Annotated in this window: 13 protein-coding genes; 8 read left to right on the top strand and 5 right to left on the bottom strand. The window is 40.5% G+C overall.

Features of this window, described 5'->3' with window-relative positions; all coding sequences use genetic code 11:
- Together APA_RS07310 and APA_RS07305 are read right to left on the bottom strand one after the other, a co-directional pair.
- On the bottom strand, window positions 1–216 hold a 216-nt coding region (locus tag APA_RS07310), incomplete at its 3' end, for a DUF4926 domain-containing protein (protein ID WP_201321639.1).
- Window positions 216–554 carry a DUF6883 domain-containing protein gene (locus tag APA_RS07305; RefSeq protein ID WP_201321638.1) on the bottom strand — a complete coding sequence of 113 codons (339 nt, stop codon included), beginning with the start codon at window positions 552–554 and terminating at the stop codon, window positions 216–218. The genes APA_RS07310 and APA_RS07305, both read right to left, overlap by 1 nt.
- Window positions 555–935: 381 nt before the next feature.
- Here APA_RS07305 and APA_RS25450 point away from each other — a divergent pair, with 381 nt between their 5' ends.
- Genes APA_RS25450 through APA_RS07295 form a run of 3 tightly spaced genes read left to right on the top strand, consistent with a single transcriptional unit; the run spans window position 936 to window position 1,556 of the window.
- Window positions 936–1,064, top strand: a complete 129-nt coding sequence (locus APA_RS25450) for a hypothetical protein (protein WP_268961897.1) — start codon at window positions 936–938, stop codon at window positions 1,062–1,064.
- A gap of 29 nt (window positions 1,065–1,093) precedes the next feature.
- Complete coding sequence (locus APA_RS07300; RefSeq protein WP_201321637.1) at window positions 1,094–1,312, top strand: hypothetical protein; 219 nt, start codon at window positions 1,094–1,096, stop codon at window positions 1,310–1,312.
- A 25-nt stretch (window positions 1,313–1,337) separates the two neighbouring features.
- Window positions 1,338–1,556: a Txe/YoeB family addiction module toxin gene (locus APA_RS07295; protein WP_236579439.1), complete on the top strand. Its 219-nt coding sequence runs from the start codon at window positions 1,338–1,340 to the stop codon at window positions 1,554–1,556.
- Between the two features lie 150 nt (window positions 1,557–1,706).
- Here APA_RS07295 and APA_RS07290 read toward each other — a convergent pair whose 3' ends face one another.
- Complete coding sequence (locus APA_RS07290; protein ID WP_268961898.1) at window positions 1,707–2,165, bottom strand: Uma2 family endonuclease; 459 nt, start codon at window positions 2,163–2,165, stop codon at window positions 1,707–1,709.
- A gap of 282 nt (window positions 2,166–2,447) precedes the next feature.
- Here APA_RS07290 and APA_RS07285 point away from each other — a divergent pair, with 282 nt between their 5' ends.
- Both APA_RS07285 and APA_RS07280 read left to right on the top strand, forming a co-directional pair.
- Window positions 2,448–2,828: a hypothetical protein gene (locus APA_RS07285; protein ID WP_201321636.1), complete on the top strand. Its 381-nt coding sequence runs from the start codon at window positions 2,448–2,450 to the stop codon at window positions 2,826–2,828.
- A 92-nt stretch (window positions 2,829–2,920) separates the two neighbouring features.
- Window positions 2,921–3,304, top strand: coding sequence for a pentapeptide repeat-containing protein (locus tag APA_RS07280; protein WP_201321635.1), 384 nt, complete (start codon window positions 2,921–2,923; stop codon window positions 3,302–3,304).
- 108 nt (window positions 3,305–3,412) lie between these two features.
- On the opposite strand, the gene APA_RS07275 is transcribed toward APA_RS07280, so the two are convergent.
- Together APA_RS07275 and APA_RS07270 are read right to left on the bottom strand one after the other, a co-directional pair.
- On the bottom strand, window positions 3,413–4,777 hold the full coding sequence (locus APA_RS07275; protein WP_201321634.1) for a TldD/PmbA family protein: 1,365 nt from the start codon (window positions 4,775–4,777) through the stop codon (window positions 3,413–3,415).
- A 220-nt stretch (window positions 4,778–4,997) separates the two neighbouring features.
- Complete coding sequence (locus APA_RS07270; protein ID WP_201321633.1) at window positions 4,998–7,514, bottom strand: CHAT domain-containing protein; 2,517 nt, start codon at window positions 7,512–7,514, stop codon at window positions 4,998–5,000.
- 86 nt (window positions 7,515–7,600) lie between these two features.
- On the opposite strand from APA_RS07270, the gene APA_RS07265 reads away from it, so the two are divergent.
- From APA_RS07265 to APA_RS07255, 3 genes are all read left to right on the top strand, one after another.
- Window positions 7,601–9,433, top strand: coding sequence for a M48 family metallopeptidase (locus APA_RS07265; RefSeq protein ID WP_201321632.1), 1,833 nt, complete (start codon window positions 7,601–7,603; stop codon window positions 9,431–9,433).
- Between the two features lie 542 nt (window positions 9,434–9,975).
- Window positions 9,976–12,687, top strand: coding sequence for a type I restriction-modification system subunit M/S (locus APA_RS07260; protein WP_201321631.1), 2,712 nt, complete (start codon window positions 9,976–9,978; stop codon window positions 12,685–12,687).
- A 397-nt stretch (window positions 12,688–13,084) separates the two neighbouring features.
- Window positions 13,085–13,660: a Uma2 family endonuclease gene (locus tag APA_RS07255; protein ID WP_201320851.1), complete on the top strand. Its 576-nt coding sequence runs from the start codon at window positions 13,085–13,087 to the stop codon at window positions 13,658–13,660.
- Window positions 13,661–13,699 lie beyond the last annotated feature (39 nt).

The following is a 13,699-nucleotide window of genomic DNA, read 5'->3' as shown; positions in this document are numbered from 1 at the left end:
TTTCAAATAGGCGATCGCAAACTCACACCCATCAGAATCTGCAAACTCCACCAGATAGTCAATTCCCTGATTATCCTGATGAATATCCACAATCGTACCCACCAAACCCACTGGCAAAGCTGAATTAAAATCATATTCTGCTTCCATCAGTGAAAGCCTATCTATAGAAATTGGTTTTAGAATAGCGATCGTATCAAGTAACTGTGGAGTTTTCATTATTTTTCTCTCTTCAAAAAAGCACTAATCAAACGCGGATAACCAGCCTCAATACTAACTTCCCAAATAGTTCTCAGTTCAGTACCTCCTGTATTAGGGATTTCCCAATCTACTTTATATTCCTTACCAAATTTCGTATTACTCTCCTGTACAACTTCACCTTCAACTGCCGCAATTTGAATTAATTCAACCAAGCGATCAGCATTTTGGGATGTAATACCCAGCCTAGATTGAAATACTCTTGCCTTGTCTTTACCTTTATCATGGTTGATGTTTAAGCAATACCCTAAAATCTTTTGCATAGAAATTTCTGGGCGATCACCATTTGGTAATTTCATAGGCAGGAGTAAATAGTAAGTTAATTTTAGTATATCTAACTTTGAGGGGATCGCTATTTGATGGGGAAATAAGCGATCAGGTTTGTGGGTGGTAAGGGGCGATCGCTGTTTGGCTTTGAGGGAATAGGCGATCGGGTTTGGTGGGTGTTGTAGGGCGATCGCTGTTTGATTTGTGGGGATGGGCGATCGGGTTTTGGGTGTTGAGGAGCGATCGTTGTTTGATGTGGGGAAATAGGCGATCGGGTTTTAATTGGTGATGAGGGGCGCTCGCTGTTTGATTTGGAGAAATAGGCGATCGGGTTTTGGGTGATGAGGGTGCGATCGCTGTTTGATTTGGGGGGATAGGCGATCGGGTGTTGGGTGTTGAGGGGAGATCGTTGTTTGATTTTTGGGAATTGGCGATCGGGAGATGTGGGGCGATCGCTGTTTGATTGGGAAATAGGCGATCGGGTTTTAGATTATGACGGGCGATCGCTATCGAACAACGTGTTAGATGTGCTAGAAATGTAGCTGTAGACTATAAAACTTTACTAAGACTTATGGATACTCACCAAGAAACCGAATATGTCCTGAGTAACCCGCGCTTAATGCAACAGATCAGACAGTTCAAGCATAATTCTAAAAAACCGAACCCTAACCAAGCAAATCTATCCCTCGATTTCGACTATATCCTAAAAAATCCAGAACTAATTACACAAATTCAATTACTAATCGAAACCCACAAACAAAAGCATCATGCGCTCAGTCGTATTTCATGAAGACACCCTGCAAACATAAGAATATTTGAGAGAAACTAATAAACCTATTCATAAAAAACTGTTTAATTTTCTCAAAGAAATGCAAAAAGGCGATCCCACCAAAGGAACTGGAAAACCTGAAGCATTGAAGTATGAATTAACTGGATATTACTCGCGGCGCATATCTGACAAAGATCGGCTAGTTTATAGCTTTGATGATGAAAATATATACATCATCGCTATCGGTGGGCATTACGAAGAATAGACTGAACATAAATTGTGATCGCTGTTTGATGTTGAGATTTAGGCGATCAGGGTTTGTATGTTGAGGGGCGATCGCTGTTTGATGGGAATAGGCGATTGGGTTTATGGGTGGTGAGGGGCGATTGCAGTTTGGTGTTGGAATATTAGGCGATTAAGATTTCTCGAAATCAATGTTTTCATAGATGAGTGATAGCGGAAGATTGAGATCTATGCTAGTCATCTGAACTTCAGGATCTCTAACGGTTAAATTAGAACTATTGATTGTTATATATTCCCATACCTCAGCGCGATCGCTACGACGATAGAACTCAATACTAGGAGAATCTGAATTGATGAGCATATATTCTTGTAATGAGTCGATCTTGAGATAATTGCGTAATTTAATCCCGCGATCGCGACTTTCAATAGCAGGGGATAAAACTTCAGCAATTAAGCAAGGATATTGCAAAAACTCACGAGCATAACGATCTCGAGAGTCACAAGAAACAACCACATCAGGAAAGTAATAAACATTACTCGGAATGGTCATGAGTTTCACATCACCCCCAAGAATACGACAACCTTTACCTCGAAAATGACTTCGGATCAGGACAATCAAATTAAGGGCGATTTCGTTTATAAATAGTATTTAGTGATCGCAGTTTGATGTTGTTAGGCGATCGCTCAGCAATCAAGCCTAATACCAATTCTCGAAAGTGAGACTATACTTTCGAGAATTGAAAATCAAACCTAGCAAGGTTTTTGGATACTCAAAATGGCAACGCCATCTTGAGAATTGGTTTAAAGATTTTTTTGGGAATCAAAGGGCTGGAATCAGTAAATATGATTATGTACCTTGCCATACTATTAGGCTTAATATTAAAAATACACTTCAAAATTTTTATACAGTCTCGTGAATTATTACTTTCCTGCTGATCCTCCATATTTTTTGTTTGCTATTTCCCTCGTTGCTGGACTCGCTTGTGGGCGATCGTTTGAAGTAACTTTACGCAATCTTGTTAATGCTTGGTCAAGAAGCAAGTCTTCTCGTATCATGCTAGAACTAAAAAGTGCCAGTATCAAAGTCCCCTATCTCGGCATGACGATTAGCATTGCTGTCTTTATGTCAACTGGACTAGAGGTATTTGGTTTCCCAACTCTATTTGGCTACATCGTCGCGATTCCGATCACTGTCGGGATTGCTCTCCTCGTTTGGCGGCAACTAGGGCAGATGTTGGTTGAACTAGAACGGGGTGGCTCAGCAGCATTAGATCTTGATTCATTTGAAGGTTGATTTACATAAGTTCTTAAAAGCTCTACTCAGTAAGGCTTTTAAGAACTTATTTGTACAATAACTAGTAGGCTTTTGCCAAGGCTGATCAATTAATGGATGCTAAAGAATTTCTGCAAAAATATCGAATGGGGCAAAAAGTATTTTCTAACGTTGTTCTAGTGGGAGTAGATTTACAAGCGATCGATCTTCACAAGATTGACTTTAGCCACGCCCTTATGAGCAAAGCTAACTTGGCTGGTGCTAAACTCTGCCGTGCCAATCTCACTGGTGCAGATCTGAGCTATGCCAATTTGAATAATGCTGATTTACATCGAGCAAATTTGCGCCATGCTAATTTCAAGGGGGCTGATTTACGCAAAGCTGATTTACGTGGGGCTGATTTACGGGGTGCAAATTTGAGTTGGGCAAATTTACAAGAGGCCCTTTTTGAGGGCGCTCAAATGGCAAATGCCAATCTATACAACGCAAAAACATAAAAAAGGGACGCTTTGCGTCCCTTTTTTACTCAAAGCCCAAAAAGCTTGAGGCGGCGCTTTGCGCCGCCTCAAGCTTTTTGGGCTTTGAGACAGGCGAAAGCTATATTTTTAAGCTTCGCCTGTAATTGATAGCCCTTCTACCCAAATCTGTGGCGCTACTCCTGAAGGCGTAATTTTTACCTCTGGTTCGATATAGACGATCGCCTTCAGCAATTCTAAAATATCGCCTGCTACAGTTGCCGATTCGACACTGATGCGATCGCCTTTATTGACTAGCCAGCCATCAAAGGGCAGGGAGAATGAACCTTGGGATGCTTGCACACCCGCATGGAGCGCTTGTAAATCGTCGATTAAGATTACATTCTCAGCGGTTGCCAAATCATAAATAGTCTGATTGGAAGCATTAGACTCGCTACTGCGTTCAATATGGAAAAAATTAGGACTAACAGAAACCTTTGCTCCAACGCTACCATTGCCTGTGGGCTTGGCGTTTAAGCGTTTCGCTGTCACAGAGCTGTGCAAGAAGTTAGTTAACACGCCATTCGCAATTAAAGGAGTGCGGCGAGTAGGAGTTCCTTCACCATCAAATGTTGATGCTCCTACATTTCCGATATGAAGCTCATCGTCGCTTACATTTAAAAGTGGTGAAGCAATTTGTGTACCGATGGATTCTGGATTGGAGAGGCTATTTTTATCAAGAATGCTCTGAGCATTGAAGAGACTTGAGAAAGCACTGACTAAGCTCAAAAAGGCTTCAGGCGAGAATACGACTAAATATTTACCAGATTTAATTTTGTCGTAATTCAAATGGCTAATCGTTTTCTCTGCTGTTTCCTCAACACAACCCTTGACATCAAGATCTTCAAAACTACGGCTTACTCGATATGCACCGCCACTGCGAGGTTTTCTAACCCCTTCTTCAGTTTTGGTATAGAGATAAATAGAACTAAGAGAACTACTCTCATTTCGCATTGCACCATTGCTGTTCAAATAGAAGCGACTGACATCACGCTGAGATAAGCCGTTATAGGGAACACCCGCGATCGCATCATGTTTTGCCAATAAGTCCTTTTCTGCCGCCAAAAGGGTTTCGACTAGCTGCTCGATCGCAGTTTGTGGTGAAGTTTGGGATTCGCGAGGCGGGATATCAGCGATCGCTTCGGGACTAAAATCAGGAATATTTTCTTTAGCACCAAAGAAACTTGCTTCGTGGGCACTTTGGAGAGCAAGTTCTAGCCCAATGCGATCGATATTGGTAGTAGAAGTAACGCCCACAGTCCCTTGATCATTCCAAACTCGAACGGTGATGCTAGCGCGGTTGGAGGCTGACACCTGTTTGGGTGCGCCACTATCGACTTCGGCGCTGGTTTCATCGACGATCGCGCCATAAATATCAAATTTGTTAATCTTTAGCTTGCTTGCCGTCTCTTTAGCGTCGGAGACTAACTTTTCTACACTGAGCGCTGATGACATAAACCTTTTAATCTTTTTAGTTGATTATTTCATTCTAGCAACTATAGCTATAGCCTCTTGAATTACAGCAATTTCCGAGCACCCGAACCAATAAATTTTTTAAAAGTGTTGCTTCGCAACACTTTTAAAAAATTTATTGGTTCGGGTTTGAGCGTAAAGCACTGTAAGACATAAAAAACCAAAAGATGAGAGGCGGCGCATCGCGCCGCCTCTCATCTTTTTATAGCCCATTGCCAATTAGAAAGAACGCAGACCAAAAGTAAGGATGATCGAATGGTGCGCCACCTCGGATCATTGATATCTGAGCTAACCGTAATGACTCCGTGGCAGAAATACCCTTCTTAAGATTGGTGTAAAAGGCATCCATTAGTTTCTGAGTTCCGCCATCACTAACTTCCCATAGAGATGCAATTACTGCCCTCGCACCAACGTTTTGGAATTGATATCCCAACCCTAGTACTTCCGTCCCATCGCCATACTTACCGCCGATTCCCGTTTCACAGGCACTCAAAACTACTAAGTCCACACCCTTGAGTACCCAAGTATCTATCTCCTTCAGTGTCAAGCGATCGCTATCTCCAAAAATCAGAAAAGACTCATCAGGTGTACCTATATTAAACGACCCATGGGTTGCTAAGTGGATGATGGTATGGGAATCTGTACCTGTTTTAGTTGTGGGTTTTGTAAAGCTAGAGTCAACTAGCTCCGTCACATTCGGGAATACTTTGGCAATGTTCTTGACTTCTTGCTTGGTGGCAGGAATAGCGCCAAAGGAAATAGGCTTACCTAAAACATTCACCTTATGAGCGATTGTCGAAGCACCAGCTAGAACTTTAGGCTGATTGACTCCACGGCGATTAAAATTTGTAAGTGAACTTGCTGTAATGTTGTTGATGTTATATTTCTCAACTAAAAACTGCTTACCATCATAGAGAGTCGCGATGGGGATATATCGCAATCGACTATCAGGAGCATAAATGATGGTCTGCACATTTGCTTGCTGTAACTCAGATGAGATCGGTTCAATCAGCCACTTATAAAACTGTTGGGAAGTATCTTGGAAATCAAAATTACTGCTATCTTTTAAATTTGCTCGAAACTTTTCAACAGCAGCACTGATATCTCTTTGTCTAATCTGAACTGATCGATGTATTGGTGGAGATGAAGGCGTAACTAATACGATCTCCAGTCGGCTTTCTAGCACAAGTGGATAGATAATCGCCGCATTTAACTGCTTGAGTTCTTTCTGTAAACCAACTATAGCCTTGAGATCAACATTTTGCTGCTGGATGTCTCTATTCAACTCAGTTGTTAGCTTTTGGACTTCCGCACTATTCAAAAAAGCATTGAATTGTCGATTAGCTTCTTTCTCTTGATTGACTAGAGATGTTAATCGTTCCTTCTGTGGAAGAGTCAGCTTTCCTTGACTTTCCAGTACTTGCAAATCTGAAAGTTCTATATTCAGAGCTATCATTTGCCTTTCAACAGGCTGATACTCTAAACCCTTAGCCGTTTGCTCATTGCCACGTACATTTTTGAGGTAGTCATCCGCTTCCTGCACTTTTAATAGATCGAGCACCTGCTGCGCCTCGATCACCCGATCCTGTTGCAAAAGTAGATCAGCAAGACGGCGGTATACTGGGGAGATTGTTTCGGCGTAGAGTTTTTGCTCTTGCCTTGCTAGGGAGTTCAGATCTTTGCGGATCTCTTCATAAATGTTGACTGATTGCTTGAGATAGGCGATCGCTAAAATATTTTGCTTTCGTTCTTTGAGGAGCGTGCCAATGTGCTGATAGAGTTTTGCCTCACCAGCGCGATCGCCTGTTTGACGACTAATAGCTAGAGCCTGTTGGTAATAACCTAGAGCTACGTCAAATTGCCCTTGACTATTGTAGAGAAGCCCGATATTTCCGAGAGTGACACTTTCATTAACGCGATCGGCAAGCTTCTGACTAATTTCTAGGGATTGTTGATAGCTCTTGAATGCCTCAGCATTAAGCCCGCGCTCATTCAAAAGAAATCCAATGTTGTTGTGGATGACGGCTTCACCTGCGGGATTTTTGCCCGATTCCTTGGTCAGCGCTAAAGCCTGCCGATAATAGTCGAGCGAGCTAGCGTACTCTTTGTTGTTGCGGTAGACCAAGCCTAAGTTGTTGATTGTTCTGGCGATACCAAAGCGATCGCCTAATTTCTGTTGAATCTTGAGAGCTTCTTGATAGAGTTTGATCGCTCTGTCAAATTGCCCTAAATTGCGATAGACGATTCCCATATTGTTAAGAATGCCACTCTCGCCCAATGCATCTTTGCTTTCTTTGCTAATTTTTAGGGCGCGTTCATAGGATTCTATAGCTCTCACAAACTGACCCAATTCATTGTAGACAGACGCAACGCTGTTCAGGGATTGGGCTTGTCCCGCACGATCATTTTGTTCTTCGTTAAGCTTCAACGCCCGTAAAAAAGCTTGTAGAGCTGAGTTGAGTTCTCCTTTTTTCTGGAAATCATTTCCATTCTTTTGGAAAATGTCAGCATCTGATGACTTTGCTTTTGAATTATGTTCTGAACTATCTTGTGAGCTAATTTGAGCATTTGCCGCAGACATGAAGCCCAGATTAGAGAAAGTTCCATACATACCAATGGAAATGGGGATCAAACTGAGAGAAGCGCAGAACCCTTTGTGTAAAGCCTTAAAGATCATATTGCTATATTTATTCGCAGGTAACTCAATAATGTAGTACATTTATATGAAATTGAGAATTGTTTACAATTTGAAAGGTTTGAAGATTTTAGGATTATTTATAATTTAATAAGTTTAAGGACTTTATTGTGTCAATATTCTCCATCTATCGCCGAGTAATCTTGAGGTGGATGTCACTATTCTGTGTTGGTTTAGTGCTCTCATTTCTCTTTATAGGTCAAGCTGAGACCCAAAATCAAAATAATTGCATCAAAATCCCAGAAGTCTCTTCGGGAAATGCTGAAGCGATCGAAAAAAACAGACGGATTGCTGTGCTAATTCAGGCTGATCGATTGATTCAGAGTAACAATCTCTCTGAAGCCATAAAATTGCAGCAATCGGTTAAGAAGCCTCTCCCTAATGTGGCTGCTCCTAATCCACCCACAAGAAACGTGGAGAATCTGGCGAGTGGAGCTAAGGTGTATTGGCAAAATGCTGAGGAAGGACTAGAGAATGGACTGCCAACTAAAGCATTAATTTCTCTAGAGAAGCTATCCGACAATTACCCCGAATTTATTCCTGGGCATATCAAGTTTGCGGAAGCAGCCATACGCTGGAATCAACCAGAAAAGGCTATCCCAACCTTAGATCGGGCCTATGGCATTTATCCTGACCGTGTAGATTTATTAGAGCCATTACTAAAACTACTCATATCCAAAAAGATGGAGGTAGAAGCTTCCATCGCTTCCCGTCAGTTTGCGCTTAACTATCCAGAACATCCTGATGCTCCTAAATATAAGAAGCTGGCTGATGATTACATGAATCAGTTCATCAATGACTTCAAAAACGAGTCATTTATCACAGCACTTATTTCTGGCGATCGCAAAATCATCGAGCAAATTTTTAAAGGAGAATCGGGATTTGGAGAAGACAGTGCCAAAGAGATCAAAGAGAATGCGGTATTGGTAACCGATCCCAAGCTGACGGAATATATTAACGGGCTTGGTCAGAAGTTGGCAAAGCTATCAGGTCGAGATGACTTTAAATATGAATTCAATGTCTTACAGGATAATTCTCTAAATGCTTTTGCCTTACCAGGTGGCAAGATCTTCATCAATACAGGTGCGATCGCTGACATGGAATCGGAAGCAGAACTTGCGGGTATTCTCAGCCATGAAATTGCCCATACGGTCTTTTCGCATTCCTATCAAAAAATTATCACCGAAACAAAAGCTAGAGCTTTAAGAAAAGTAGGATTGATCAATACATTTTTTGAGTATCTCAAACCAGAACTTGCATTTGGGCGATCGCTTGAGCAACAAGCCGATTTCCTTGGTACTCGCCTTCTCTCCTCGGCTGGATATTCTGCCGATGGCCTATATCGCGTATTCGATCGCTGGCGTGGTTATGAAAAAAACAAACAAACAGGATGGCTAGACAGCCATCCAGCCTCTTCGGAGCGAGTGAGATATTTGCAATCAATTGTCCAGAATCGCAACTACAACCGCTACTCATTGGAGAACATCGAAGCTCTAATTGCGGCGCGAGGAGCATTTTGTAAGGCTGAAGTAAAAGATCAACCTCCTACAGAGACTCAAACTACTACAAAGCCCAGTAACAAGCCAACTCTAGGCAAAGTGTCTGTGACCGCTGGGCAAACCAACGACAATGTGAGCATTAACATTGATGGAGGCAAGGTTGAGTCAAGCGGTAGATACATACTGAATGTAGAAATCGTCAACAAGAGCGGTCAGTCCTTTGGTTTTGTACCTATATTTGCGAAAACAACCAATGCTGAAGGAAAGGCGGTTTCGTCACAATTCATCAGTGCGTCTGGCAAAAATGTTGTGAATGCAGGAGAAACCGCTAAAGGCACTCTCTCTGTATTCCAACAACCTTGGCGAGATACTGGCGATCAAGGGTTAGTATGGCAAGTCACAGAAAGTACTGGCGGTGGTCGAGTATTTCGGATTCCATTCTAATTTGCTTTAAAAAAGCCTTGCTTTGCAAGGCTTTTTTTTAATTGTCTATACCTAATAATGGTCAATTTAATACTTGCGATCGCATTCAGGAAATAGATCGTTAATGAGATCGCCTAAAAATAACGACTTGCAGTATTAGCGATTACCTTCAGCAAACCTTTAGAGAATATATCGTTAGAGCGATTGCCTAAAAATCACGACTCACAGCCGATAGTACTTTCGCGAGACAAACATGAAATCTTGTAAGCTACTCGGAATAAGGCTCTCAGCTTTTGTGAGTGTACCTTATTAAATTAGAATCGGCTGTATAGTAGTAGTGATCAACCTTAGGAGATTGATTGATGATGCGATCTTGACACGTTTTAGTTACACAAAATTACTCTGAGCAAAATCAGAAATTTAGCTGTGAAAAGTTATTAGCAAAAAATACTGTTATGCGGTAATCTCAAAATATAGACATAATTATACCGCACTGCGATAGCGTTATAAGTTAGCTTCCGTTGTGCCTGCAAAATCAGTTCATATCTAAGGGTTTATAACTAGTGGAAGTTGAATCAACTGCAAACATACAGTACATTCAGTCTCAACTTTGGCATTTTGCTGATGTTGCGAGAAATAGCGGCAGGTCAGTAGAGGATAGCATCCTAGATGCATTTACAGTTTTATTAGCTTCTCGAACAATAAAGAACTCGTACCTAAAGGCTGAATTCCATGAAAATATTCCCCCTATATCTGAGGTAGTTTATGAGTTTGTAAGATCTATTTGTTCACCCTACTATGAAAAAACAGGTTTTCCCGTTATCAATTTCGAGCATCCGGCTTTACATCGGCTTCTTTATTTTTGCAATAGTAATGAAGTATCAGATTCAGATCTTATTGATATCCTTAACTGGATAGTTGGTCATTCAAACATTCAATTAGCTGAATCTTCTACTCCTACCGATCTAGCTGACTTGCTAATAAATATTGCAAATGTGAAAAGCGAGGAAAGTATACTTGATCCGGCAATGGGTACAGCAGGCATTTTAAGAGCACTAAGACGAGCAGAAAACCATAAGTCTGTATTTCAAGGTATAGAGATCAACATTAAATATTTGCATTTAGCCTGCCTTTATAAATATCTTCTACATGATAGTCATTCTCTTCTATCTCTAGGAAATGCATTTTGGCATTATAGTAAATCTAATATTACTCCTGTAGATATAGTTATATGTAATCCTCCAGTCCAACGAATTCCACTAGCAGAGGCAAGAAACCGTTATGGGCTTAGCTTGTGTAGCCCATATGTATCTTCCGAAATGGCGCTCAACTTTGTAGAGTTGGGTCTTAAGAATCTCAAGTCTGGTGGTCGGGCAGTATTTCTGATCAACATGAAGCCCTTGTTCGCCTTAGGAGAACTCGAGCAAATACGGAAATATTGGATTGAATCTGGGCTTTTAAAGTCTGTCGTTAGCTTGCCATCAAATCTATTGGCACATACGGGTTTAAAATGTGCAATTTTAGTTTTCCATGAAAGATCTGGTGGCTCTACAAATGACTCTAAGCAGGTTAAGTTTATAAAGGCAGATGACTGTTTTATAGAGGAGAAAAAAGGTAGACGTATCTTAGGGATTGAAAACATCAATGAGATTACTAAAAGAGTTATTCACATCAACGATGGAGTAATTGCAAAAGAAGTCGGAGTTTCTGAAATTGCAGCAAATAATTTTTCTCTTATTCCAGATCAATATTTAAATCAACATATTTCGGGAATTAATCTAAGATTATCGAAAATATGGAAGCCTCTTGGTGAAATTGCTGAAATTCTTCGCGGTAGTAGCTTTTCTAAATTGAAAAGTGGTTGCGACCCAATTATACAGGGTAGAGATCTTAGAGTTGAAAAATTAAAGCTTAACGACTTAGAGTGCAAAGATCTATCGGAATATATAAATCCAATTCAACGAACTCAAGCATTTGATATCCTGCTGCAACGGATTGGAGAGAAGCCAGCAGCATACTTTGTGACAACTGAGGAAGGGTATGCAGTTGCGGATACGGTTTTTATTATAAGATTTAAAGATACTGAACCGGCAATGATTAACTTTATTTCTCAATTTATCAACTCAGAGGAAGGTGCAGAAAAGATTAAGGAAGCTACCTCTTATATGGCTGTTCAAACTAAATCTTTAAAAATAATCAAAGAGATTAAGGTTCCAGTACCAGATATTCGTGTTGTTGATTTAGTTCAAGAAATGAATAAGATCGAATCTGCACTTCGTACTGAATATGAGAAAGCCGCTCAGTTGAGAAAATCAATTTTTGGAGGGTTTGATGAAGTGGATTTATCAACTAACCTTCGAAAGGTGAGATTGACATCTCAAGTGCTCAAAAATGCACTATCTCAAAAGGACGATATTAATTATAAGGTCAAAAGCCTCTATCCCTTTCCTTTGGCTTATCCCTATCGCAATATTTATTTAGAGAAAGAATACGCCGCCCGTTATGACCGCCAAATGAAGTACGGTGAGCATCTTCTGTCATTTTTAGCGTCTGTAGGAATGAGCCTCATATTTGAATATCGAGAACAAATTAATCAGCCGCTTGATAGTGTTGTATCTCTAATTAATTCTGGACTTTCTTCAGGTTTATCGCCAGGGCACTGGCGAAATTTATTGCAAGAGTCATGCAATATTTTGAGGAATTTAGAAGATACCCCACTAGCAGATGATTTTTCGTCAATATGGTTTAAAGGAAGAGGAAAGAAGGAGTCAGAGTTTGCCAAGAATACTCTGCAATGTATTGTTCAAAAACTCAACGACTTTAAACACGGAAGAGGTCCTGTTAATACCTATGAATATAAAGTTTTTGGTGAAAAGCAATCTAATGATATAGATAATTTGCTTGAAGATCTTGATTTTATTAGTCAGTGTGAGTTGGTTTTAATTGACGATATTGATACTGACTGGGCTACTGGAAAAACAATTTATAAGGGTAGTTTACTTAAAGGGGATCATCCTGCATATGAAAGAGTAACATTTGGTGCTAATAAATCACTTAGTAAAGAGAAGCTATATATACATTACAATACTGAATTTATTAGCTTATATCCGTTCTTAAGCTTGTTGTATAATCCCGATACCAAAAAAATAGAAATTTTCAGCTTTGATAAGCAGGTCAATGAAAGTTTGGCACTAAAGAGTTTTGACTCTGGTACTTCGATAAAGTCCGAGCAGGTATACCAAGATCTTAGTCACTGGTTAAATTTTATTAGTTAGAATCCTTGCTAACAACGCCCATGCGCCCGACCAATAAAGAGTTTTGGTTTGGAAGTTAAAGGAATCTGCGGTGGGTGATGGGCAACATTATTCCAAAGCGATACGTTCGTTAAAGTTATCTGTTTTTAGCCAAAATTGTGCCATCAAATAATGATTGACTTCGCTGTTGAGTTTGGAGAAGTTATTGGAGATTCCTTTCAGGATGCCTCTCGCCGCAAAGACAAATAATTATCTCGTCTCATAGTAATAGCGATCGCATTTAGGAGATTGATTGTTGATGCGATCGCCTAGAACTCACAACTCACAGTAATAGCGATCGCTTAGAAATCACAATGCACAGTGCGATCGCTAATCTTGTAGAGTTAATTAAATCAAACCCATTATCCATTACAAAAAAATGATTGCCATTAAAGAAAATTTTCCTCAAATAACCCCAGAAGAATACTTTGCTTGGGAAGAAAAGCAGCTAGAAAAACACGAACTTATCAACGGTCAAGTTTACGCCATGAGCGGCGGTAGCGTTAATCATAGCCGCATCGCAATTCGATTTGCGACTATGCTGGATACCCACTTAGACGCTGGTAGTTGCATAACAGGTAACTCAGACCTGAGAATTAATATTGTTGGCACAAATAACTACATCTACCCCGATGTCAGCGTTACTTGTGACGATCGCGATAAAACCACAGCCCAATACATTACCTACCCATCCCTCATCGTTGAGGTTCTATCCCCTAGTACCGAATCCTATGACAGAAGTGGCAAATTTAGACTGTACCGCAAAAATCCAAACTTACAAGATTACTTATTAGTCAGTTCCACCAGCATTGAAATGGATTTATACCATAAAAATGACGCTGGCGAATGGCTCATCATTAACTACCAAGAAGGCGACACCGTAGAACTAAAAAGCATTAACTTAAGCTTCCCCATCGAGCAAGTCTATCGCGGTTTAGAATTGAAGCCTGAATAATTACTCAAATCAGCAAATAAATAGAGAGTACTAGCGATC

Origin of the sequence: Pseudanabaena sp. lw0831 (genome assembly GCF_016584665.1) — a bacterium.
Lineage (GTDB): Bacteria > Cyanobacteriota > Cyanobacteriia > Pseudanabaenales > Pseudanabaenaceae > Pseudanabaena.
The sequence above is the reverse complement of the archived record's forward strand: the minus strand, read 5'-3'. Positions and strand labels throughout refer to the sequence as shown.